Annotated in this window: 20 protein-coding genes and 1 pseudogene; 1 reads left to right on the forward strand and 20 read right to left on the reverse strand. The window is 71.9% G+C overall.

Annotated elements, in window-relative coordinates; genetic code table 11:
* Positions 1–13: 13 nt before the first annotated feature.
* The 6 genes and pseudogenes from AB0K60_RS25335 to AB0K60_RS25360 all read right to left on the reverse strand — a co-directional run.
* Positions 14–160, reverse strand: a pseudogene (locus tag AB0K60_RS25335) (TetR/AcrR family transcriptional regulator); the annotation flags it as partial.
* A gap of 137 nt (positions 161–297) precedes the next feature.
* Positions 298–1,788 (reverse strand): cellulose binding domain-containing protein, encoded by a 1,491-nt coding sequence (locus AB0K60_RS25340; RefSeq protein ID WP_364059810.1) that lies wholly within the window; start codon positions 1,786–1,788, stop codon positions 298–300.
* 156 nt (positions 1,789–1,944) lie between these two features.
* Positions 1,945–3,225 carry a beta-N-acetylhexosaminidase gene (locus AB0K60_RS25345; RefSeq protein ID WP_364059813.1) on the reverse strand — a complete coding sequence of 427 codons (1,281 nt, stop codon included), beginning with the start codon at positions 3,223–3,225 and terminating at the stop codon, positions 1,945–1,947.
* Positions 3,226–3,228: 3 nt separating this feature from the next.
* On the reverse strand, positions 3,229–4,140 hold the full coding sequence (locus tag AB0K60_RS25350) for a carbohydrate ABC transporter permease (protein WP_364059816.1): 912 nt from the start codon (positions 4,138–4,140) through the stop codon (positions 3,229–3,231).
* Positions 4,137–5,120 (reverse strand): sugar ABC transporter permease, encoded by a 984-nt coding sequence (locus AB0K60_RS25355; RefSeq protein WP_364059819.1) that lies wholly within the window; start codon positions 5,118–5,120, stop codon positions 4,137–4,139. The genes AB0K60_RS25350 and AB0K60_RS25355 overlap by 4 nt, the downstream gene beginning before the upstream one ends.
* Positions 5,121–5,206: 86 nt before the next feature.
* Positions 5,207–6,532 carry a sugar ABC transporter substrate-binding protein gene (locus AB0K60_RS25360; protein ID WP_364059822.1) on the reverse strand — a complete coding sequence of 442 codons (1,326 nt, stop codon included), beginning with the start codon at positions 6,530–6,532 and terminating at the stop codon, positions 5,207–5,209.
* A 177-nt stretch (positions 6,533–6,709) separates the two neighbouring features.
* Between AB0K60_RS25360 and AB0K60_RS25365 the strand changes: the two genes are divergently transcribed.
* Positions 6,710–7,444, forward strand: coding sequence for a GntR family transcriptional regulator (locus tag AB0K60_RS25365; protein ID WP_364059825.1), 735 nt, complete (start codon positions 6,710–6,712; stop codon positions 7,442–7,444).
* Between the two features lie 7 nt (positions 7,445–7,451).
* Here the strand turns inward: AB0K60_RS25365 and AB0K60_RS25370 are convergent, their stop codons facing one another.
* The 14 genes from AB0K60_RS25370 to AB0K60_RS25435 all read right to left on the reverse strand — a co-directional run bounded on the left by AB0K60_RS25370 (position 7,452) and on the right by AB0K60_RS25435 (position 21,354).
* Positions 7,452–8,390 (reverse strand): glycosyltransferase family 9 protein, encoded by a 939-nt coding sequence (locus AB0K60_RS25370; RefSeq protein WP_364059828.1) that lies wholly within the window; start codon positions 8,388–8,390, stop codon positions 7,452–7,454.
* Positions 8,391–8,464: 74 nt separating this feature from the next.
* Positions 8,465–9,700 carry a glycosyltransferase family 4 protein gene (locus AB0K60_RS25375; RefSeq protein ID WP_364059831.1) on the reverse strand — a complete coding sequence of 412 codons (1,236 nt, stop codon included), beginning with the start codon at positions 9,698–9,700 and terminating at the stop codon, positions 8,465–8,467.
* A 258-nt stretch (positions 9,701–9,958) separates the two neighbouring features.
* Positions 9,959–10,168, reverse strand: coding sequence for a hypothetical protein (locus tag AB0K60_RS25380; protein ID WP_364059834.1), 210 nt, complete (start codon positions 10,166–10,168; stop codon positions 9,959–9,961).
* A 131-nt stretch (positions 10,169–10,299) separates the two neighbouring features.
* Positions 10,300–11,415, reverse strand: a complete 1,116-nt coding sequence (locus tag AB0K60_RS25385; protein ID WP_364059837.1) for a sialidase family protein — start codon at positions 11,413–11,415, stop codon at positions 10,300–10,302.
* 200 nt (positions 11,416–11,615) lie between these two features.
* Positions 11,616–12,020, reverse strand: a complete 405-nt coding sequence (locus tag AB0K60_RS25390; RefSeq protein ID WP_364059840.1) for an SPW repeat protein — start codon at positions 12,018–12,020, stop codon at positions 11,616–11,618.
* A gap of 304 nt (positions 12,021–12,324) precedes the next feature.
* Positions 12,325–12,909, reverse strand: a complete 585-nt coding sequence (locus AB0K60_RS25395) for a hemerythrin domain-containing protein (RefSeq protein ID WP_364059843.1) — start codon at positions 12,907–12,909, stop codon at positions 12,325–12,327.
* Positions 12,910–13,101: 192 nt separating this feature from the next.
* Positions 13,102–13,443: a luciferase family protein gene (locus AB0K60_RS25400; RefSeq protein WP_364059846.1), complete on the reverse strand. Its 342-nt coding sequence runs from the start codon at positions 13,441–13,443 to the stop codon at positions 13,102–13,104.
* A gap of 91 nt (positions 13,444–13,534) precedes the next feature.
* Complete coding sequence (locus AB0K60_RS25405) at positions 13,535–15,613, reverse strand: serine/threonine-protein kinase (RefSeq protein ID WP_364059849.1); 2,079 nt, start codon at positions 15,611–15,613, stop codon at positions 13,535–13,537.
* Between the two features lie 148 nt (positions 15,614–15,761).
* Complete coding sequence (locus tag AB0K60_RS25410; protein ID WP_364059852.1) at positions 15,762–16,715, reverse strand: dihydrodipicolinate synthase family protein; 954 nt, start codon at positions 16,713–16,715, stop codon at positions 15,762–15,764.
* Positions 16,716–17,981, reverse strand: a complete 1,266-nt coding sequence (locus tag AB0K60_RS25415; protein WP_364059855.1) for an amidohydrolase family protein — start codon at positions 17,979–17,981, stop codon at positions 16,716–16,718.
* Positions 17,978–18,799, reverse strand: coding sequence for an ABC transporter ATP-binding protein (locus AB0K60_RS25420; RefSeq protein WP_364059858.1), 822 nt, complete (start codon positions 18,797–18,799; stop codon positions 17,978–17,980). The genes AB0K60_RS25415 and AB0K60_RS25420 overlap by 4 nt, the downstream gene beginning before the upstream one ends.
* Positions 18,796–19,551 carry an ABC transporter ATP-binding protein gene (locus AB0K60_RS25425; protein WP_364059861.1) on the reverse strand — a complete coding sequence of 252 codons (756 nt, stop codon included), beginning with the start codon at positions 19,549–19,551 and terminating at the stop codon, positions 18,796–18,798. The genes AB0K60_RS25420 and AB0K60_RS25425 overlap by 4 nt, the downstream gene beginning before the upstream one ends.
* A complete protein-coding gene (locus tag AB0K60_RS25430) occupies positions 19,544–20,494 on the reverse strand; it encodes a branched-chain amino acid ABC transporter permease (protein WP_364059864.1) in 951 nt (316 codons plus the stop codon). The genes AB0K60_RS25425 and AB0K60_RS25430 overlap by 8 nt, the downstream gene beginning before the upstream one ends.
* Entirely contained in the window at positions 20,491–21,354 is an 864-nt protein-coding gene (locus tag AB0K60_RS25435) for a branched-chain amino acid ABC transporter permease (protein WP_364059867.1), read from the reverse strand. The genes AB0K60_RS25430 and AB0K60_RS25435 overlap by 4 nt, the downstream gene beginning before the upstream one ends.
* Positions 21,355–21,380 lie beyond the last annotated feature (26 nt).

Here is a 21,380-nt window from a genome sequence, read left to right on the forward strand (position 1 = left end):
CCATCGGGGCGGCCCCGAGCTCCGCCGCGACGCGCCGGATCGTCAAACCGGCGACGCCTTCGGTCTCGGCCACGCGACGCCCGGCCGCCACGACCTTGCTCCGGGTCAGGAACTGCCGGCGTCCCCCGGACTGCGCTTGCGTGGCCATGCCCCCAACCATAGGCCCACCGTCGTACGGCCCGGATCCGTCGGTCGCGATCGGTGGCCGCCGTCCCGGGCTTCGGCGGCGGCGCCGAGGCGCTTCCGGCGGCCCGGGTCATGCGGGCCACCGGAAGCGCCGTCGCCGTGCTCCGCCGATCAGCCGGCCACGGTGTCCACCCAGGTGGTCGAGGAGGAGCGGTAGCCGTTCACCCGGGCGTCAACCTGGGCGGGGCTCACCACCTCGTTCTTGGTGTGGTAGAACCAGTCGACCTGCTCGACGTACGACCGCTGGGCCGAGCTGCCGAGCAGGCCGTCGTTGATGAACCACAGGTTGAAGTTCACCGACATGGGCGTCTCGGGGTAGTAGATGCCGCCGTGCTCGGCGAAGAGCGCGCCGTCGATGTAGTAGCGGACGGTGCCGCCCGACACCTGCATGACCAGGGTGTGCCAGCCGTCGTAGCTGGTCACGGTCTCGGTGTGGGTGTTGACGGCGAGCCAGGGGTCGTTGCGGTACGTCTCCCAGGTGGTCGTGTACATGATCGGGCCCTGGGCGCCCCAGCCGCCGTTCGGCAGGTACTCGAAGTCGAGCTCGCCGTAGTCGGGGTCGAGGTCGAAGGCGAGCGGGGTGATCGTGAAGAACGTCTGCACCACGTTGTCGCCGTCGGGTCCGGAGGCCGGGGCGTCGGAGAACTTCACCCGTGCCGCGTAGGTGCCCTCGAAGAACTTGCGCTGGTGGTACAGCTCGGCCTGCTGGGTGCCGCTCGCCGTGCCGTCGGTGACCGCGCGCAGTTGCATCGCCTTGTTGGCGCCGCTGATCGTCGGGAAGGTGACGTTGCCCTTGGGCCAGGACGCGCCGGGGACGCCGGGGCCGCCGACGTACGAGCGGACCGTCCAGTTGTGGGCGGTGATCGCCGGGTCGTTGGAGTCGGTGTAGGAGAAGTCGTCGAAGACGACGCCGTCACCGCCCGGTGTGGTCGGGGTGACCGTCGGGGTGGCGGTGGGCGTCTCGGTGGGATCGCCGCCCGTCGGCGCGGTGCCCCAGACCAGCGTCCCGTTGCGGTAGACGGTCACCTTGGTCCAGTCCCCATAGGAGGTACGGTCCGGCGCGAACGAGTAGTCGTCGCTCTGGTTGATCCTCTGCCAGTCGGCGCGGTAGAAGCGGAGCTGCAGGTCACCGGTCTGCGCCCCCGGTGCGAGGCTCCCCGAGGTGAACCCCACCTCCAGATAGCGGTCCGCGGTGGACGTACCGGGCGAGATCGTGCCGAACGTGCCGGTGACGGTGCTGCAGGACACCACGGCCCAGGAGCAGGCGAAGCGGTACTGCTGCGTCGGCGAGTCCGCCTTGAAGTAGTAGCGGATCTTCACCTCGTTCAGCGGCACCGCGCCGGAGGAGTCGTTGAGCAGGTTGAACCAGGGCTCCACCTGGTCGGCGGTCGCCCCGGTGGCGCTGGTGCGGTACTGCAGGCGCAGCGACTGCTGGGCGCTGGCGGGCACGGCGATCGCGCCGATCGCGCCGATCACGGCCAGGACCAGGGCGCACGCCAGTACGGCCGGCCGACCGTGGTGCGGCCCTACCCTGGGCCGTCGCCGGGGGCGGTGTGGGGGTGTGGGCAGGGAGGTGAGCCAGGGCCATCGTCGAGTGGACATGACGAACTCCGTTCTCCGCGTGTCGGCACCTGGGGGGAGCCGACGAAGTGGGGGGTGGTGAAAGGCGGGTGCGGGGACGGGGGCGTCCCCGGGTGTTATGTCGTTGCCGGGCCCGGCGATTACAGGACTGGTGTCATGGGTTCGTCAGGGGTGTCATCAGGGGATCAGGGCGCCGACGCGGACGCCCTGGGCGGCGAGGCGGGCCAGGTGGGGGTCGAGGCGGCGCAGGAAGTCGGCGTAGTCGCCGGAGGAGCCCCAGGCGACCTCGGCGAAGGCGCACAGCCGGGGGAAGGCCATGTACTCCACCTGTTCGGGGGTGGGCATGTACTCGGTCCAGAGCTGGCATTGGACGCCGAGCACGCCCGGCGCGGGGGCGAAGCCGTACGCGTCGGCGAGGGTGAGCACGCCCGCCTGGGCCGGGGGCTGGCCGGGGGCGTCGGAGGGGTAGTAGTCGAAGAACGTCCGGGTGTGCGGGGTGAGCACGACCTCGACGCCGTCGCGGATCTCGCTTTCCTCGCGCCACAGCATGACCGCCGTGCCCGGAATGGGGTCTCGGTCGGGTTCGTCCCAGCAGATGAGCTTGCGGCCGTGCGCCGCGAGATGCTCGGCCATGCGGCCGATGAACCAGCCGCAGGCGGCCTCGGGTCCGGTGAGGCCGAGTTCGCGCAGCCGCTCCCGCGCCCGGGGGCTGGCCGCCCATTCGGCGGGCGGGCACTCGTCGCCGCCGACGTGGACGTACCGGCTCGGGAACAGCTCGACGACCTCGTCGAGCACCTCCTGGCAGAACCGGATCGTGGACTCCTCCAGGTTGTACACGTGCTCGCTGATCCCCCACCGCGTCCACACCTCAAGCCGCCGCTCGGGATGGTTGCCGAGGTGCGGGTACGCGGCGATGGCGGCCTGGGCGTGGCCGGGCATCTCGATCTCGGGGACGACCGTGACGAATCGCTCCGCCGCGTACGCGACGATGTCCCGGATGTCCTGCCGGGTGTAGTAGCCGCCGCGTCTGCCGCCGACCTCGGTGAGCCGGGGGTGCCGCTTGATCTCCAGCCGCCAGCCCTGGTCGTCGGTGAGATGCAGGTGCAGGACGTTGAGCTTGTGCGCGGCGAGCAGGTCGATCAGCCGCAGCACGAACGACTTCGGCATGAAGTGCCGCGCGACGTCGAGCAGCACGCCGCGCCAGGCGTGGCGGGGGCGGTCCACGATCGTCCCGTACGGCACGGCCGACCCGAACTGGCCCAGCGTCTGCCGCCCGTAGAACCGCCCGGCCGGGCCTCCCGCGGTCAGCTCGATGCCGGACGGCGACACCTGTAGCCGGTATCCCTCCTCTCCGAGGGCGGGGTCGTCCGGCGCGAGCCGTACCGAATCGGGGCGGTCAGGGTGGTACGCGATGGAGCCTGCGGAGACGTCGAACTGGCGTGGCCGAGGAATGATCACGTGTTATCCCTTCACGGCGCCGGCGATCATGCCGGAGGTGACGCGGCGTTGCAGGACGAGGAAGACGAGCAGCACCGGGAGCATGAAGAGCGTGGCGGCGGCCATCGTGGCGCCCCAGTCGGTGCCGAAGACGTTGCCGAAGGAGGAGAGCCAGACCGGGAGCGTGCGGTCGTCCTGGCTCTTGATGATGAGCGCGTTGGCGAAGGCGAACTCGTTCCAGGCGGTGATGAACCCGAACAGGGAGGTGGCCATGAGCCCCGGCGCGAGCAGCGGGAACACCACGCGCCGGAACGCCGCGGCGCGGGTGCAGCCGTCCATCAGGGCCGCCTCTTCGAGTTCGGGCGGGATGGCGGCGATGAATCCGCGCAGCGTGATGATGGTGAACGGCAGGGTGATCATGAAGTAGATGAGCGTGAGCATCGACAGCCGGTCGAGCATGCCGGTGTCGCGGGCGATGATGAACATCGCGACCAGCAGCGCCTCCCAGGGGGCCATCTGGGCGATGAACACCATGAGGATGAACGCCCGCCTGCCCCGCCAGCGCATCCGGGCCACGGCGAACGCGGCCAGCAGCGCCACGACGAGCGCGAGCAGCACCGCGCCCAGGGTGACGGCGAGGCTGTTGCGCCAGAAGAGCCGGAAGCCGTCGGCGCTCATCGCGGTGGCGAAGTGGTCGAGGGTGGGGTGGGCCGGCCAGAAGCCGGGCGTTTCGGACTGGATCTCGGTGGTGGGTTTGAATGCGGTGATCACCATCCAGTAGACGGGGAACACGGACACCGCCAGCACGACGAGCGCGGCCAGGTTGAGCGCGATCCGGCGCAGGCGGGCCGCCGGGCCGAGGCGGGCGGACGCGCGGGGGCTCGCCGGGCGGTTGAGGCGGGCGGCCGGGCCGAGGTTGGTGGGCGGTACGGTCACGGCTGTTCTCCTTCGTAGGCGAACATGCGCCGCAGGTGGGCGACGAGGACGACGAGGAGGATCAGCACGGTGAGCGTGGCGATCGCCGAGCCGAGGTCGTACCGGTGCAGGGATTGGGCGACCTGGAAGGCGTACACGGGCAGGGTGGTGGTCGCCCCGTCCGGCCCGCCCCGGCTGACCGCCCAGATCTGGGCGAAGCACTTGAAGACCCAGATGACCTCCAGCGAGGTGATCAGGCCGAACAGCGGGCGCAGGATCGGGAAGGTCACCTCGCGGAAGACCTGCGTGGGCGAGGCGCCGTCGATGCGGGCTGATTCGCGTAGTTCGCCGGGGATGGTGGTCAGGCCGGCGTACAGGGTGAGCGCGGCGAACGGCACCGACTGCCACACCACGAGCATGACGAGGATGGCGAAGGTGGCGTCGCCGTCGGCGAACCAGGGGTAGTCGCGGTAGGACTCGAAGCCGAGCCGTACGAGCAGCCAGTTGACCACGCCGAACCGGGATTGGAACAGCCACTGGAAGACGGTGGTGGCCGCGATGACCGGCGTCGCCCAGGTGAGCACGAGCCCGAGCATCACGGCCAGCCGCATGCGCCGCCCCAGCCGCTCGATCATGAGCGCGACCAGCGTCGAGATCACCATGATCAGCACGACGTTGATCGCCGTCCACAGGAAGGTGCGGCGCACCACCTCCCAGAACTCGGCGTCCGTCACCACCTGCCGGTAGTTCTCCAGCCCCGCGAACTCGGCGCCGCCCCTGATCAGCTCGCCCAGCCTGAAGTGCTGGAAGGAGATCACCACGCTGCGCAGCACCGGGTAGAGCAGCAGGTAGCAGGCCCCGATCACGGTGGGGGCGACCAGCAGGTACGGCCAGGCCCCCGCGAGCCGGGGGCGTCTGCGGGCCGCCAGGGCGGCGGGCGGCACGGGGTCGCCGCGCCGCGCCCGTGGAGGCCGGCTGGCCGGAGGGGAGGTGACGGACACGATGCTCCTTTTGACGGCTCCTTCTGGGATCGAACCGCCTGTCCGTGAGCGCCCTGCCTCTCGCGGCGGGGCGAGGCGGGTCATTGTCAGGAGGCGGTGTTGAGGATCTCGGTGATGGTGGCGGAGGCCTTGCGCGCCTCGGCGGCGGGGTCGCCGCCGGTGAGGGCCTTGGTCATGTAGTCCTTGATGACGTTCCTGGCCTCGACGGCGGCCCAGTTGGGCGAGTTGGGGGTGGCGTGGCCGACGGCGGCTCCGGCGGCCATGGCGGTGAAGCCCTCGTTGTTCTGGACGGCGCCGGCGAAGGAGACGCGGTTGGGGACGTAGCTCATCTCCTTGGCCATGTCGGTCTGGAACTGCTCCCCGGCGAGCGCCTTGACCACCTCGTAGGCGGCGTCCTGGTTCCGCGACGCCTCCGGGATGATCAGGTCCGAGCCGCCGGTGAAGACCGCGCCCGGTTTGTCGGCGGTCTTGCCGGGGATCGGGAAGAAGCCGATCTTGTCCTTCAGGTCCGGGTTGGCTGTGACGATCGCGGTGGCGTTGCCCGGGGTCGCGATGATCTGCGCGACGTCGCCCTTGGCGAACACGTCGGCCTGCGGCGGGTTGGCCTCGTCGGAGTCCTTGGGGCCCTTGCCGAGGGCCTGGAGCCTGCGGTAGAAGTCCATCCCGGCCAGGGCCTGCGGGGTGTCGAGCACGCCCTTCCAGCGCCCGCCCTCGTTGACGGCGAGGTCGCCGCCCTCGTCCCAGATGAAGCCGGACAGCGTGTACCAGTTCTGGCCGGGCAGGTAGATGCCCTGGTCGCCGCCCTTGTTGAGCTTGGCGGTGGCGGCGAGCCACTCGTCGCGGGTCTTCGGCGGGGTGACGCCGGCCTTCTCGAACAGCTCCTTGTTGTAGATGACCACGCGGTTCGCCGCGTACCAGGGGATGCCGTACTGCCTGCCGTCGATCTTGCCGGGTTCGGCGAGGCCGGGGAGCCAGTCGGCGCCGCCGAGGTCGGCGACCTTGTCGGTGAGGTCCTTGACGCCGCCGCTGGCCGCGTACTCGGCGACCTGGGTGTTGCCCACCTCGATCACGTCGGGGGCGTCGTTGCTGGCCAGGGCGCTGGTGACCTTCTGGCCGATGCCGTTCCACTCCTGGATCTGGATGTCGAGCGTGACGCCCGGGTGGGCGCGCTCGTAGTCGGTGCGGAACCGCTGGACGATCGCGTCGGAGAGGCTGTCCTTCATGAACCAGACGGTCAGCTTCGCCGGGCTCTGCCCGGAGCCCGAGGTGCCGGACGGGCCGGAGGCGTCCGGCGAGGAGCCGCAGGCGGCCAGGACGGCCAGCGCCAGCGCCGCGGCGGCGGCCCGCCATACGCCGCGCCGTACATCACCGGAACCGAGGGGGAACTGCTGCCTAGGGTGACGTCGTCTCACGGGCCCTCCCGGTGGACCACTGGTAAGAAATTGGTAAGTCTCTTCCCCGATGTCCTCCACAGTGGTCTTAACCAGTAAGCTCGTCAAGACCCTTTACGAACCGGAAACAGCCAAATTTGGCCACCACGTCGGCGACGGACCGCGACCGACTGGTAAGTAGCTGGTAAGGTCGAGGATGTGACGCCGAACCTGCGGACCGGGCTGAAACGCGATCGCGTGCGGGACTTCCTCCTCGACCTCGTCTCCGACAAGAAGCCGGGCGAGGCGATCCCCTCCGAACGCGACCTGTGCGCCGAGCTCGGCGTCTCCCGCCCCACCCTGCGCGCCGCCATCGACGACCTCGTCCGCTCCGGCCTGCTCGTCCGCGAACACGGCCGCGGCACCTTCACCGGCCCGCACCGCATCACCCAGGCCCTGTCCGCCACCACCCGCAACTCGTTCTACGTCCCCCCGGCCGAGGGCTTCTGGCTCAGCCAGGTCCTGGAGTTCGGCCCGATGCCGGCCGGCGCCCGCCTCGCCCGCCGCCTCCAGCTCTCCCCCGCCGACCCCGTCCTGCGCGTCGTACGGCTCCGCGTCGTCGACGACGAGCCCATGGCCATCGAGCGTATCCACCTCCCCCACGCCCTCGTCACCGACCTGGCCCCCGCCGACATGGAGTCCGGCTCCTTCTACCACCTGCTGCGCGCCCGCTTCGCCGTCGACGTACGCACCGCCGTGCAGACGATCGAGCCCACCGTCACCGACGAGACCGAGTCCGACCTCCTGCACGTCCCGCTGCACGCCCCCGCCCTCCTCATCGAGCGCACCACGCGCGACGCGACCGGCCGCATCGTCGAGTTCACCCGCTCCATCTACCGGGGCGACCGCTACCGCATCACCTCAGAACTCCACTTCGACGCCGACTCCGGCTGACCGCCCTTTACACCTCGCCGGAGTCCGCGAGCCGGAGGACGGCGCGGGTCACGTGGTGGACCGGGATGTCGATCATGCAGGCGGGGGCGGTTGGGGAGAGCGGGCATTGGGCGCTCCACCAGCAGGGTTGTTCGGTGATCGCGGTGGGGCGGCGGTGTGGGCAGTCCGGGAGGCCCTGCAGGTCGGTGCCGGTGGAGTCGGCGATGCCGTAGCGGAGGGCGGAGGTGGGGCCGAAGAGGCCGATTGTGGGGACGCCCACGGCGGCGGCGAGGCGTAGGGGGCCGGTATCGCCGCCAACGGCAATTCCGGATATTTCTCCTATGGCGGCCAGGAGGGCGGCGAGTTGGCGGAGTGTGCCGCGCGGTAGCGGGGTGACCGGTGCGCCGGGGACGGGGTCGGTGGCCAGCAGGAGGTGGCCCAGGCGGGACAAGGTCTGGGCGAGCAGCCGCCAGCGGGAGAGCGGCCAGTGCTTGACGGGCATTCCGGCCTGCGGGATGAGGACGATCGGGGGGCGGGTGGTGCGAGTCGCGAGGTGGGGGGCGAGCCGGCGACGGGCGCGGGCCAGTTCTGCCGGATGCAGGTGCAGCCGGGGGCGGGTGGTGAGATCGCCGGGGGCGATGAGGCCCTCAGCGTGGAGAATGCGCAGATAGCGGGTCCCGACGAGTTCATCGGGGGGCGGATTGCGCCACAAGTCGGTGACGCACCGGGCGCCCGAGGCGTTGAGCAGGTCCGGGATGCCGTCGTACCGGGTTGTGGTGATGGCCAGGTCAGGGCGCCGCTCGGCGAGCGCCAGCGCCACAGCCTCGCGCTCTGCTCCGGGGCGGCCGTGCGGCGGGGTGCGGATCTCGGTCACGGCGGGGTCGCCGCGGACGAGTTCGGCCCCCGGCTCGTGGGTGAGTACCCGGATCCGAGCGCCCGGATTGTTGCGGGCCAGTCCGTGCACCACGGGCAACACCATGATCAGATCGCCGATCCCGCCAAGAAGATCGACGATAAGGATGTCTCGGTACGACGCGGACCTCACGCCGACCGCCCGGTCCGCCCCGGCGTGCGGCCGATCAGGCGGTCGTAGAGGGCGCGGTGGGCGGCGGCCACGCGTGACCAGGAGTGGCGGGCGGCCAAGGCGCGACCGGCGGCGGCCATGCGGTGGCGGAGGGCGGGGTCGGCGGCGAGTCGCTCGACCGTGCGGGCGATGGCTTCGGCGTCGCGGCGGGCGGGGATGGTGGCCACGCAGTCAGGGCGGTCGGGGCGGTCTGGGCCGTCAGGGCGATCGGTGCAGCCGGAGCGGTCGGGGCCGTCGGGGATGGTGCGGTGGTCGGGGGCGTCCGGGGTGGTGATCGCGGTGGGGAGGCCGTGAGCGAGGGTGGTGAGCAGGGCGCCGCTCTTGGCGGTGACGCCGGCGGTGTAGGGCAGGACGGCTAGGTCGGCGGCGTGCAGCATCCGGGAGGCGGCCGGGGCGGGGAGGTAACCGGTGAAGGTCACCGCGTCGGCTACGCCGTACCGGATGGCGAGATCGTCGAGTTCGGCGCGGAAGGCGCGTGCCTGCGGCTCCGGGAGGGCCTGGGAGGTGAAGCCGCCGATCACGAGCAGACGCGTGCCCGGGCGGGTGACGCGTAGCTTGGCCAGTGCCTCCAGGAGGTAACGGACCCCCTTGACGGGGTGGACGAAGCCGAAGAAGGCCAGCAGAAGGTCGTCGGGGGCGACCCCGAGGCGTTCCCGGAGGATTCGCCGCTGTTTCGGGGAACGGCCGTGGTCGGTCACATTGGGTGCCAGCGGCACCTCGTACGCGTGTCGGCGCATGCGGGTTTCGACCTGCCGCGCGTGCTCCGGGTTGGTGACGATGACCGCGCTGCCCGACGGGACCAGCCGTCCCGTCTCCCGATCCCATGTCCCCGCACGCTCCAGCCGCCGCCACAGCGCGTCCGGGATCCAGGAAGGTGCCGACCACCATCCGTACTCGTGCAATGTGACCACGAGCGGCACAGGTGAGGGCAGCAGCAGCGGCAGGAGACCCGGCATTGCCGAGAACCGGAATGCTGACGGCGCGAAGTGCACGTGCACCAGATCCGGTCGCATCCGCCGGACGTCCAGCGCCGCCCGGAGTGTGGCGGACAGCCATCGCGACGCGGGCGGCCCGCCGCCGGGGCGCATCGGCACGGTCGTGGCCTCCACCCCCACGCCGCCCAGCGCCTGGACGAGCCGCTCGACGTAGTCTCCGACCCCGTCGAGTTCGGGCCCGCCGGGTCCGCACACCATGGATATGCGGATCGGGCGAGCATCGGCCGACGCTTCCCGCACCCTCTGCGCCATATGTCCCATTTGCAGCTGGTTCCCGCCCCGCATCAGGGAAAACTCCGTGGCCATAACGCCGGTGCCGGGCCGCCCGGCAGGGTCGGCGCCTAAACGACCAACCGGCCCGGATGCGGCGGTCATCCGGGCCGGTCGTCACCTGTCCCCACGGCACCTGTCCCCACGTCGCGCGGCCACACCGATCGCGCGGCCACATCGATCAGGTCACTCGAAGTCGTCGGGGTTCAATTCCTTCTGGCGATTGAAGGCGTGTTCGTCCATCAACCGGCTCTCGCCCGCGTCCGACCTGGGAGTGGCTCCCGGGGTGGCACCGGCGGGACGCCGGGACGCCTCCTCCTCGGTGGAGGTCGGCGGCGTGCCCGCGGCCTCCTCGCCGCCGCGCTCGACCGGCCTCTCATGCGGTTGTTTCGTCATGCCCGTCTCCTCACCTGCAGCCGTCCCCCGAACCGGGAGGCAGACCCGACCAAAGCCGACATTTCAGCCCTTCGCCAGCCGCCTACCCCTGCCACCAGGCGCTACACGCCAGGGCCGAACGGGGGAACCGCTCAGCCGGACGGGACGAGGTCGGCGATGGGGACGCGGCGGAAGGTGATCGTTTCGTAGGGGCCGAAGTCTCCGGTTTCGAAGAGCAGGCCGACGGTGGCGGCGTCAAGGGGGAGCAGGTCGGAGTAGGCGGCGGGCAGGCCGGAGACGGTGTGCACGGGCGTCCAGGTGACGCCGCCGTCGAGGCTGGCGCGGATCGTCATCAGCGCGCGGGCGGCGGGGTCGGCGGGGCCGGAGTACAGCAGGACCTCCGGATCGTCCCACTGCAGCACGCTGCCCTCCACCACGGGGCCGACCAGCCCGGCCTGCGGGCGGAACGGCGGTTTGATCGTCTCGCCGCCGTCGGCGGAGTAGGCGTCGGCGCGGGTGCCCGGCGCGGTGGAGTCGGTACGCGTGTTGAAGTAGATCCGGCCGTCGGGCAGTTCGGCCGCGGTGGTCTCGTTGGCGTTGACGTAATCGTTCGGATTGTCGTCGACGTACCCGATGCGCCACGTCTCGCCGCCGTCGTCGCTCAGCAGGCTGTGGCCGCCGTTGTATTTGCCCTCGGTGCCGTCGTCGCCGCCCTTCGGCGGGATCGAGTGGTTGCCGGGCACCACGATGCGCCCCGCGTGCGGGCCGCGCCGCACCTGTACGGCATGGCCGGGCGCGGTGGCGTACCACCGCCATTCCGGCCGCTTGACCTGCGAGGTGATCTCCCGGGGTTTCGACCAGGTGACCCCGTCGTCGTCGCTGAACTGCACGTACACGCGCCGCCCCGCCGACGCCGGCACCTGCCCCCGGCGGATCGCGGCCTCCGTCGCTGAGGCCGCGTTGTGCGTGGTGACCAGGACGATCTGCCCGTCCGACGTCACGACCGGCGCCGGGTTCCCCGCCGTACCGTCGCCGGAGGCCCGGGTCACCACCTGCGTTTTCTCCCAGGTGAGCCCCCCGTCGGTGGAGCGTTTGAGCACCACGTCGATGTGGCCGTGATCGCGGGCCGAGTCGTGCCGCCCCTCGGCGAAGGCGAGCACGGTGCCCGCTCGGGTCACGACTCCGGCGGGGATGCGGAAGGTGTGATAGCCGTCCTCTCCCGCGCGGTACGGCACTGTGGTGGGGTAGCGGCCGGCCCCGTTCGCCATCGGCTCCTCCTCGCGTGCGGTCCCCCCGATCTTGGCCAATCACCCCCACCCCTGCGGGTGACCACAGCGGAACCATTCGGTGAACGCTCGGAAAGCCTTCGCCCTCATCCGGCCTCATCCGGCCTCATCCGGCGCGGACATCGTTCAGTCCGGCCCGCGAAACCCTCCGGGCCGGACTGAACGGGACATACAACCTCGCGCTATCTCCTCGGGCTCCGTACGGCCGCCAGCGCCGCCAGTCCCAGGAGGGTGATGAGGACGCCGACCACCACGTTGCTCCAGATCGAGCCCGTGGTGGACTGGTCGCCCCGGATCACCCAGGGCGCGATGATCGTCCAGATTCCCAGGACGGGCAGCACCCAGGCAAGCCCGTGCGTACGGCCGAAGGCCGAGTGGAAGCCGAGGGCGAGCGCCGCGACGACGAGACCAGTCACCAGGTTGTTGATGGTGATCCCCTGCCGGTCGGTGAATCCGACGATCCATGGCGAGAGCGCCAGATAGAGGCCGCTGAGCAGGGTCAGGCCCTCGGCCACCTGCATGGTTGGCTGCGATGCCGCGAGGTCGTACCGTTCCCGCATCTCGACGATGTCGGGATGCTGTCTCATCGACGTGCCGCCGGTAGGGCCACCGGAACGAGCCATCGATAACACCCCCTTGGTGATGTCGACGGGAAGGGTTTCTCCGCCTAGCTGCGTCCCTGCCCGCTGCCGACGCATCGACACCCATGCCGGTCGATCGCGGCGTGGAATCCACGGCACGGCACGGCGGGGCATGGGCAGGGCAAGGGGCAGGGCATGGGCATGGCAAGGGCAAGACAGCGCAACGGTACGGCTCGCGCCCCCTCCCGCCGGGCGCGAGCCGTACCGGGTCATGGGCGGCGTCGCGTCCGGCGAGCCGCCCGCGCGGGCGTCAGGCCTGCTTGCCCATGGCCTTGCGGATGACGTCGCGGATCCGGTCCATCATCGCGGCGGGCGTGCCCAGCAGGACGTTCTTGGTGGCCGATTCCACGCCCGGGTGCGGATGGGTCGGCGCCATCGCCTCGGCGGCCTTGACCCCGGCGGCCATCGAGCGCCGCTCGGCCTCGCTGGTCCGGGCGCGCAGCTGGAGGAACTCGTAGCGCTCCTCGGCCCGCGCGTGCTCCATCACGTCGAAGCGCAGCCGCTCCAGGTTGGCCATGAAGTTCGGGTCGTCGACGCCGGCCTGGTCCATGTGCTGGAGCAGCTCCTTGGCCTTGTTCTCCTCCTCCAGCCGGTCGTCCACCACCTCGACGCCGCCGGGCAGGACACGCCGGGCGTACGGGTGGACGATCTCCTCCTCGGCCGTCTCGTGGACGGCGAGCAGCCGTACCAGCCGCTGGAAGGCCTCGCGGCGCTCGTCCCCCGAGCTCCTCTCCACCTCGTCGAACATGTCCCTGATCAGGGCGTGCTGGCGCTGGAGGAGGTCGATGACGTCGTTCTCGCCCATCGTCTCCGGCATCGTCCGGGTGGTTCCCATGTGTGTTCTCCCTTCGAGCAGGAGATGAGTACCCCTGTCTCCGGGCTGAAACGTCCCGCGCGGATCCGCTCCCGCGTCCGAGCCGAAGACATCGCCGATCGCCGCATCCGGGCGGCTCCCGGTGGCAACGCGCCGTCACGCCCGTTCCGCGCCGGGCCGGCGCCTATGCCGGTACGGTCGCCGAGGTCGGCGTCAGCCGTTCATCTTGATCGCGAGGCTGACGAGCGCGAGCAGGAGGTCCAGGTCGGTGGTGGTCTCCACCCGCATCGTCACCCAGCCGGCGTCGGTGAGGGAGGCGAGCAAGCCCGAGTCGAGCAGGAAATGCGAAAGGCGCTCGATCACGGGCTGAGTGAGGTGGACCATGCAGAGGCCGTCGTCCACCAGCCGCACGACCGGGGTGCCGTTCGCGGCGAACATCACCTCGTTCTCGCCGACGTACGCCAACGCCACGCCGGGCCATTCACGCAACTGCGCGATGGCTCGCTCGACGTAGAGCGCTCTAGGGTCCCGGGCCACGCTCAGGGATGCCGCCACACCCCCATGGTTAACGTCCACCCACGGTTCTGACGACTACCGTTCTCCAACCGTTATCCGGTCAAAACGCTCCCGCGACCCCCGCCACACGTCATGAGCGCGATGAGGACGGCGAAGGCGGCACGGTCGCCAGGCTCCACACCCGCACGGTCTCGTCCCGGCTGCCGGTGACGGCGACCGGCGTTCCGTCCAGTTCGCCGGTCGCGACCGCCCACACGTGGTCGCCGTGACCGGACAGCGGCGGGCCGAGCCGCTCGCCGGTACGCAGGTCCCACACCCGGACGGCGGCGCCCTCGCCGCCGCTGACCGCGATCGGCACGCCGCCGTCGTCGCCGACCGCCACCGACCACACCGGGCCGGGGTGCCCGCGGAGCGGTTCGCCGCGTTGCCGCCCCGTGGCCAGGTCCCACACCCGGACCGTGCGGTCCTCGCCGCCGGTGACCGCGACGGCCCTGCCGTCGATCCGGCCGAGCGCGACCGAACGCACCCAGCCGTCATGGCCGGTGAGCGGGTCACCGATCTGCCTGCGGGTGCGCAGGTCCCACACCCGCGCGGTCCCGTCGTCGCCGGTGGTCACGGCGACCGGGACGCCGTTCAGTTCGCCGACGGCCACCGCCCACACGCGGCCCCGGTGTCCGGTGAAGGGGTCCCCGATCTGCCTGCGGGTGCGCAGGTCCCACACGCGCGCGGTGCCGTCGGCGCCGGCGGTGACGGCGATCGGCGTACCGTCGAGCCGGCCGAGCGCGACGCCTTTGACGTCCGCGTCGTGCCCGGTGAGGGGGGCGCCGTCCTGTTCACCCGTACGGGGGTTCCAGACGCGGAGGCTGTCGTCGTCGCTCACGGTCACGACGACCGGTTCCCCGTCGACCTCGCCGAAGGCCACCGACCGCACCCACGCCGTGTGTCCGGTGAGCGGGCGCCCGAGCTGCCGTCCCGCCCGGAGGTCCCACACGCGGGCGGTCTCGTCGTCGGAGCCGGTGACCGCGATGGGCGTGCCGTCGAGCCGGCCGAGCGCCACGGAACGCACGTCGTTGCCGTGCTCGGTGAGCGGCGGGTACACGAGGGAGCCGAACGGAACCGGGTCCGGCGTGCCGCTGGACCTGACGAAGGTGCCCACCCCCGGCCCCGCGGGCTCGTTCCGCGGCCACAGGGGGACGGCCAGCGCCACCGCCGCGACCAGGGCCACCCCGATCGCGGCGACCGCGCGCCCCGCGATCCTGCGGCGTACGGGGGAAGCCAGCGGAGCCGTCTCGTCCCGCGACGCGGGTGATCCGTGCTCTTCCGGCGGCACGGGTCCCGGCGGCACGGGGGCGGGGTGCGGCTGGGCCGGCAGGTGGACGGGTGGGAGGGCGACCGGCGGGAGGTGGACGGCGTCGCCGGTGAGGGTGACGAGGAGTTCGGCGGCGGTGGGGCGGACGGCCGGGTCCTTGGCCAGGCAGGCGGACACCACGGCGAGGATCTCGGCGGGGACGCCGGTGAGGTCGGGCTCCCGGTGCACGATGGCGTGCAGCAGGGCCGGGACGGTCTCGGCGCGGAAGGCGCGGTGGCCGGTGGCGGCGAAGATCATCGTGCCCGCCCAGGCGAAGACGTCGGCGGGCTGGCCGCCGACGCCGGTGAACTGCTCCGGGGCCATGTACGCGGGCGTGCCGACCCGGCCGGTCAGGGTGCCGCTGTGATCGAGCGAGCGGGACAGGCCGAAGTCGATCACCACGGGTCCTTCGGGCCCGAGGATCACGTTGCTCGGCTTGAAGTCGCGGTGCACCACACCGGCGCGGTGGATCGCGGCGAGGGCGCTCGCCGTCGCCACCGCCAGGCGCTCCAGCGCCCCGCCGGTGCGCGGGCCCTGCTGCCGCACGACGCGGTCGAGCGACACGCCGGGCACGTACTCGCTGACGATGTAGGGCCGCTCGCCGTACATGCCCACGTCCAGCACCCGCGCCGTACAGAACGGGGCCACCCGGCGCACCACCTCGGACTCGCGCAGGAAGCGGCGGCGGGCGTCCGCGTCGCCGGTCAACTGGGCGTGCAGCACCTTGACGGCGACGTCACGGCCGTCGGGCGCCCGGGCGAGATAGACCATTCCCTGGCCGCCCTCGCCCAGCACCCTGATCAGCCGGTAGTCACCTATCCGCGCCGACTCACCCGGGTCAGGCAGGTGAGAACTCGACAACGCTCGCCCCTTCGCCCTGGGCCGAAGCCGCGCGGGGCGCTTCCCCAGGCACGGCCCCATCCGACGGTAACCGCCTGTTCCGCCGGACCCACGGGAGCGCACGCACTGTTCACGCAGACTTCACTCCCGCGACCGGCCCCACGGGCGGTCAGGCCGCGCCCGCCCCGGCGCACTCGAGGCCCGCTTCCTGCAGAATCCGGCGGATGTGCGCCAGGGCCGAGGGGTCGTCCACGGGCAGCTTCGGCTTGCGCGGGAAGCCGCCGCGCTCGCCGAGGGCGTTCATGGCCGCCTTCAGGGTGGCCTGCATGCCGCCGAAGGCCCAGTTGTAGCCGTCGTGGCGGTCCCCGGCGAGGCCGTCCATGAGCTTCTCGAAACGGCGCGCGATCGCGTGCGCGCGGTCGAGGTCGCCCTTCCAGACCGCTTCGAAGAAGCCGGGCATGTCGGCGCCGAGCAGCATGCCGCTGCCGAAGTGGCCGTCGCCGCCGAAGCCGCTGGTGATCAGGGCGACGCCGACGCGGTTGAGCATGTTGCCGAAGACGCGCAGGGTGCCGCCGACGGCCTCGATGGTCTGGATGAACTCCCACATGCTCGGCACGCTCTGCTTGACCGCGACCACCGTGGGGATCTCGGCGAGGCGGACGATCTCCGCCAGGTCGATGTGGTGCCCGTTGTCCTGCGGGAAGTTGTACAGCCACGCGGGAAGGTCCGCCGCGCCGAACACCTCCCGGTAGTAGCTCTCCAGTTCCCGGAAGGTGGGGCGGGCCAGCGGCGGCGGGGCGGCCATCACCGAGGTCGCGCCGATGCGGGCGGCGTGCTCGGCGAGGGCGGCGGCGTCGTCGACGCGCGAGCAGGTGACGCCGACCACGGTGGGGACGCGCCCGGCGACGGTCTGCACGGCGATCTCGGCCACCCTGCGGCGCTCGTCGAGGGTCTGGCTGAACCACTCGCCCGTGCTGCCGTTCACGCAGACGCCGTGCACCCCCTGCTCGACCGCGCGGTCGATGACGGCCCGCAGCGCGTCCTCGTCCAGCTCGCCCGCGGCGGTGAAGGGCGTGATCGCGGCTGTCCAGTAGCCCGCCCACGCGACGTCGTTCCTGTCCATCTAGGCAGTCCTCCTTGTGAGTACGCCCACGCCGGGGCCCTCCGGGCGTCGGTCGACGGTGATGCGGCCGGACTGCAGGACCGCGTGTACGGCCCGCTCGTCCTGGAGCACGCCGAGGTCCTCGGCGGGCGAGCCGTCCACGACGAGCAGGTCGGCCACGTACCCCTCCCGGACCTGGCCGAGGTCGTCGCCGCGGCCGATGAGCCGGGCGTTGACGGCCGTGGCGGCGCGGATGGCGGCGAGCGGCCCCATCACCCGCGCCTGGAGCTCCAGGGCCAGGGCGCGGTGCGGCTGGTGCCGTCCGAGCACGTCGGAGCCGCAGCCGATGCGGACCCCGGCGTCCATCGCGATGCGCAGCGACGTGTACGCCGAGGCGAGCACCGTGTCGATCTGCCCGACCTGGACGGGGGTCATGCCCATGTCGAGGCCGTCGCGGGACAGCAGCTCGAACGTGGCGATCGTCGGCACCAGGAAGGTCCCCCGGGCGGCCATCAGCGCCGCGGACTCCTCGTCGAGCAGGTTTCCGTGCTCGATCGACCGCACTCCCGCCTCGACGGCGTTGGCGATCGCGTCCGGGTTGTACGCGTGGGCGAGCACGTGCCGGCCTCGCGCCCGCGCCTCGTACACGATCGCGGCGAGCTCCTCGCGGGTGAACTGGGTGTCGGTCACGTCGTCGCCGTGCGAGGCGCAGCCGCCGCTCGCCATCACCTTGATCTGGTCGGCCCCGGCGCGCAGCACCTCCCGCGCCGCCCAGCGGACCCGGTCGACGCCGTCGGCGACGACGCCCGTCCACACCAGCCCGTCGAACATCACGGCCGGCTCCCGCACGTGCCCCCGGCGCAGGTCCGAGTGCCCGCCGGTCTGGCTGAGCGGACCGTTGGAGACCAGCAGCCGGGGCCCCGGCGCCAGGCCGTCCTCGATCGCGATCCGGAAACCGGCGTCGGTGTATCCGGCGTCGCGGATGGTCGTGTAGCCGTGCCCGAGGGTGGACTCGATCTGCCGGAACACGGCCGCCGCGAACCGGGCCCGCGGGCCGTCCAGCAGCCGGTCGAGGTAGTCTACGGCGGCCATGTGGCCGTGGGCGTCGATCAAACCGGGCATGACGGTGCGGCCGGCGCAGTCGATGACGTGCGCGTCGCCGGGCACGACGGCTCCGGTACCGACCCCGGTGATGACCCCGTCGGCGACGCGGATCCACGAGCCGGGGACGGGATCCCGCCCCGTCCCGTCGATCACGGTGGCGTCGATCAGGTAGGTGACGTTCATGATTCTCCAGCCGAACCGGGACGCGTGGCCGCAGCGGATGCCCGCCGCGCGTCGCCTTCGGCCGGGCCCCCTTCGAGATATTCCGATGGTCCGTGGTCGTGGGGCAGGTCGCCGCCCAGGTAGAGCGCGCCCAGCCGGGGGTCGTCGAGCAGCCGCGAGGCGGGGCCTTCGAGCGCGACCCGCCCGGCCTCCAGGACGTAGCAGCGGTCGGAGACGGCGAGGGCGAGCCGGGCGTTCTGCTCGACGACGAGCACGCCGATGCCGCCCTCCTTCAGCCTCGCGACGATCTCGAACACCTGGTTCGCCGCCAGCGGCGACAGCGCCGCCGACGGCTCGTCGAGCAGCAGTACGGCCGGGCGGCGCACCAGGGCCATCGCGAGCGCGAGCAACTGGCGTTCGCCACCGGACAGCAGCGCGGCCGACCGGCCGGACATCTCGGCGAGCTGCGGGAAGTCGCCGAGCAGTTCGCCGACGCGCCGCTCGGCCGTCGCCCGCGACCACTGCCGGGGCGTCATGACCAGGAGGTTCTCCCGTACGGACAGGCTCGGGAAGGTGTTGCGCACCTGGGGGACGTAGCCGAGCGCGGCCCGGCCGCCGTCCGGGGCGCCGCCGGAGGGCACGGGGACGCCGCCGAGCCGTACCTCGCCGCCGGTCCAGGGCAGCAGGCCCATGACGACCTTGAGGCAGGTCGACTTCCCGGCGCCGTTCGGGCCGATGAGGCAGACCATCTCGCCGTCGGCGACCGACAGCGACACGCCGTCGAGCACGCGGGCGTCGCCGTAGCCGGCGACGACGCCGGCCATCTCCAGCGCGGTCACGCGTCTCCTCCCAGGTAGGCCGCGAGGACGCGGGGGTCCCGCCTGACCTCGGCGGGCTCGCCGTGCACGAGCTCGCGGCCCTGGGCCAGCACGTACACGTGGTCGCAGTTGTTCATGACGAACTCCATGTTGTGCTCGATGACGCCGACGGCGACGCCGCGGTCGGCGATGTCCCGCATCCTGGCCGCGATCGTCCTGGTGAGGGCCGGGTGCACGCCCGCCATGGGCTCGTCGAGCAGCAGCACGCGGGGGTCGCGCATGAGCGCCCGGCCGATCTCCAGGAGTTTGCGCTGCCCGCCGGACAGGGCGTCGGAGCGCTGGTCGAGCACCGGGGCGAGCCCCATGAACTCGGCCGTCTCGACGGCCCTCGCGATCAGTTCCCGGGTCTCCGCGGCGTGCGCGCGCCGCCGGAACGCCAGCGCCAGCGAGCGCGGCGCGGACGGGTGGGAGCCGGCGACGACCAGGTTCTCCAGGGTCGTGAGCCGGTTGAACATGCGCGGCGTCTGGAAGGTCCGGGCGATTCCGGCGCGTGCCGCCCCGTGCGGGGTGATTCTCGGCACCTCGCGCCCGTCGACGAGGACGGTGCCGCAGTCGCGGCGGACGAAGCCGGTGACGCAGTCGAACAGGGTGCTTTTGCCCGCCCCGTTGGGGCCGATGACGCCGGTGAGGCGGCCCGGCGGGAGCGTCAGCGTGACGTCGCGGAGCACGTGGAGGCCGCCGAAGCCGACGGAGATGTTGCGTGCCTCAAGCATCGCTGATCGGCACCCCCTTGACGACGGGATCCGGTGTCCGGCTTTTCGCGTCCGCCCGCAGGCGGTGTCGGGGCCGCAGCGGCAGCAGGCCCTCCGGGCGCACCCGCATCGTGACGATGAGGATGAGCCCGATGACGATCCAGCGCAGCGAGGCGAGCTGCGTCTCGGTGAACACGGTGATCCCGAAGTCGCCGAGGAATCGGGTGGCCTCGAAGACGGCGGCGATCGCGGCGGCGCCGAGCCAGGCGCCGGCGTGGCTCGCCCCGCCGATGATGATCCCGGCCCAGATGTAGAACGTCACCCGGGGGTCGAACTGCTCGGCGGTGACGAACCCGATCCAGTGCGCGTAGAACGCCCCGGCGAGGGCGGCGAGCACCGACCCCCAGACGAGCACGAGCGTCTTGTACGCGGCGACGCCGCGCCCGAGCATGGCCGAGGCGGGCTCGTCCTCCCGGATCGCCGCGAGGTTGAGGCCGAGCAGCCCGCCGGTGGCGACCCGTACCAGCGCGTACGTCAGGACGAGCAGGCACGCCGCGAGCACCACCCACACGGCCGAGAACGCGTCCGGCTCCAGTTCGCCGAACGGCCGGGGCACGCCCACGATGCCGCTCGGCCCGCCGGTGACCTCCAGGTTCTGCAGCAGCACCCGCAGCGCCTCGGCGAACGCGATCGTGACGATCGCCAGGTAGTGCGAGGTGAGCCTGGCCGCCACCCAGCCGAGCGGCAGCGCGGCCAGGCCGCCGAGCACGGCGGCGAGCGGGATCGCCAGGGCCAGGCTCACGCCGTTGACGGTCAGCAGGGCGGTGCCGTACGCGCCGACGCCGAAGAACGCCACATGCCCGAAGTTGATCACGCCGGTGCGGCCGACCTGGAGGTTGAGCGACAGGCCGAGCGCGCCGTACAGCAGGGCGATCGTGGCGATCGCGGGCAGGTAGGTGGTCATACGCGCACCGCCCTGCCGAGCAGGCCCTGCGGCCGGACGAGCAGCAGGAGGGTGATCACCACGAAGGCGAAGGCGGGGCGGTAGACCGCCGGGAACGCCAGGGTGAAGACCTCCATGCCGACGCCGACGAGCACGCCGCCGAGCATCGCCCCGGCGAAGTTCCCGGAGCCCCCGAGGCCCCCGAGAATGGCCGCCGCGAACGACGGCAGCAGCAGGTTCCAGCCCATCAGCGGCGTGAGCTGCGCCTTGACGCCGTAGCAGATCCCGGCGATCGCGGCGGCCAGCCCGGCGAGCCCCCAGGTGAGCGCGAGCACGCGGTTCTCCGAGACGCGGGCGACGCGCGCCAGCGACCGGTCGTCGGACAACGCCCGCATCTCGCGGCCGAGCCGGGTGCGGCCGATGACGACGGCGATGACGGCCACCGTGGCGAGGGCGACCAGGCTCGTGTACGCGGCGGCCCTGCTCAGGTGCAGGCCGGCGACGGTGAACTCGCCGGTGACGCCGGAGGAGAAGGTGCGCAGCGAGTTCCCCCAGATGAAGGCGATCGTGTAGTCGAGCACGAACTCCAGCCCGACGGTCACGATGAGCAGCGTCATCAGGGGCGCGGCCCGGAACGGCCGCACCACGACGAGGTAGGCGAGCATCCCGAGGACGAACGAGGTGATCAGTCCGGCGGCGACGGCGACGTACCAGACGCCGGTGACCGCGCCGAAGGCGTAGGTGGCGTACGCGCCGGCGGCGACCAGGCCGCCCTGGCTGACGTTGGGGAAGCGCTGTACGGCGTAGACGAGCGAGATGCCCAGCGCCGTCAGGCCGATCAGCAGGCCGTCGGTGACGCCGTTGAGCAGTGCTTGGAGCAAGGCAGGGACCTCCCTGGAAGGAGCGG

The sequence above is a fragment of the Thermopolyspora sp. NPDC052614 genome (assembly GCF_040678635.1).
Taxonomy (GTDB): Bacteria; Actinomycetota; Actinomycetes; order Streptosporangiales; family Streptosporangiaceae; genus Thermopolyspora.

What these genes read in the sequence shown, in the direction of transcription:
- AB0K60_RS25340 (WP_364059810.1), bottom strand. Translation starts at nt 1,788, where the DNA reads ATGTCCACTCGACGATGGCCCTGGCTCACCTCCCTGCCCACACCCCCA.
- AB0K60_RS25375 (WP_364059831.1), bottom strand. Translation starts at nt 9,700, where the DNA reads ATGGTGTGCGGACCCGGCGGGCCCGAACTCGACGGGGTCGGAGACTAC.
- AB0K60_RS25380 (WP_364059834.1), bottom strand. Translation starts at nt 10,168, where the DNA reads ATGACGAAACAACCGCATGAGAGGCCGGTCGAGCGCGGCGGCGAGGAG.
- AB0K60_RS25385 (WP_364059837.1), bottom strand. Translation starts at nt 11,415, where the DNA reads ATGGCGAACGGGGCCGGCCGCTACCCCACCACAGTGCCGTACCGCGCG.
- AB0K60_RS25390 (WP_364059840.1), bottom strand. Translation starts at nt 12,020, where the DNA reads ATGAGACAGCATCCCGACATCGTCGAGATGCGGGAACGGTACGACCTC.
- AB0K60_RS25395 (WP_364059843.1), bottom strand. Translation starts at nt 12,909, where the DNA reads ATGGGAACCACCCGGACGATGCCGGAGACGATGGGCGAGAACGACGTC.
- AB0K60_RS25410 (WP_364059852.1), bottom strand. Translation starts at nt 16,715, where the DNA reads ATGGACAGGAACGACGTCGCGTGGGCGGGCTACTGGACAGCCGCGATC.
- AB0K60_RS25415 (WP_364059855.1), bottom strand. Translation starts at nt 17,981, where the DNA reads ATGAACGTCACCTACCTGATCGACGCCACCGTGATCGACGGGACGGGG.
- AB0K60_RS25425 (WP_364059861.1), bottom strand. Translation starts at nt 19,551, where the DNA reads ATGCTTGAGGCACGCAACATCTCCGTCGGCTTCGGCGGCCTCCACGTG.
- AB0K60_RS25430 (WP_364059864.1), bottom strand. Translation starts at nt 20,494, where the DNA reads ATGACCACCTACCTGCCCGCGATCGCCACGATCGCCCTGCTGTACGGC.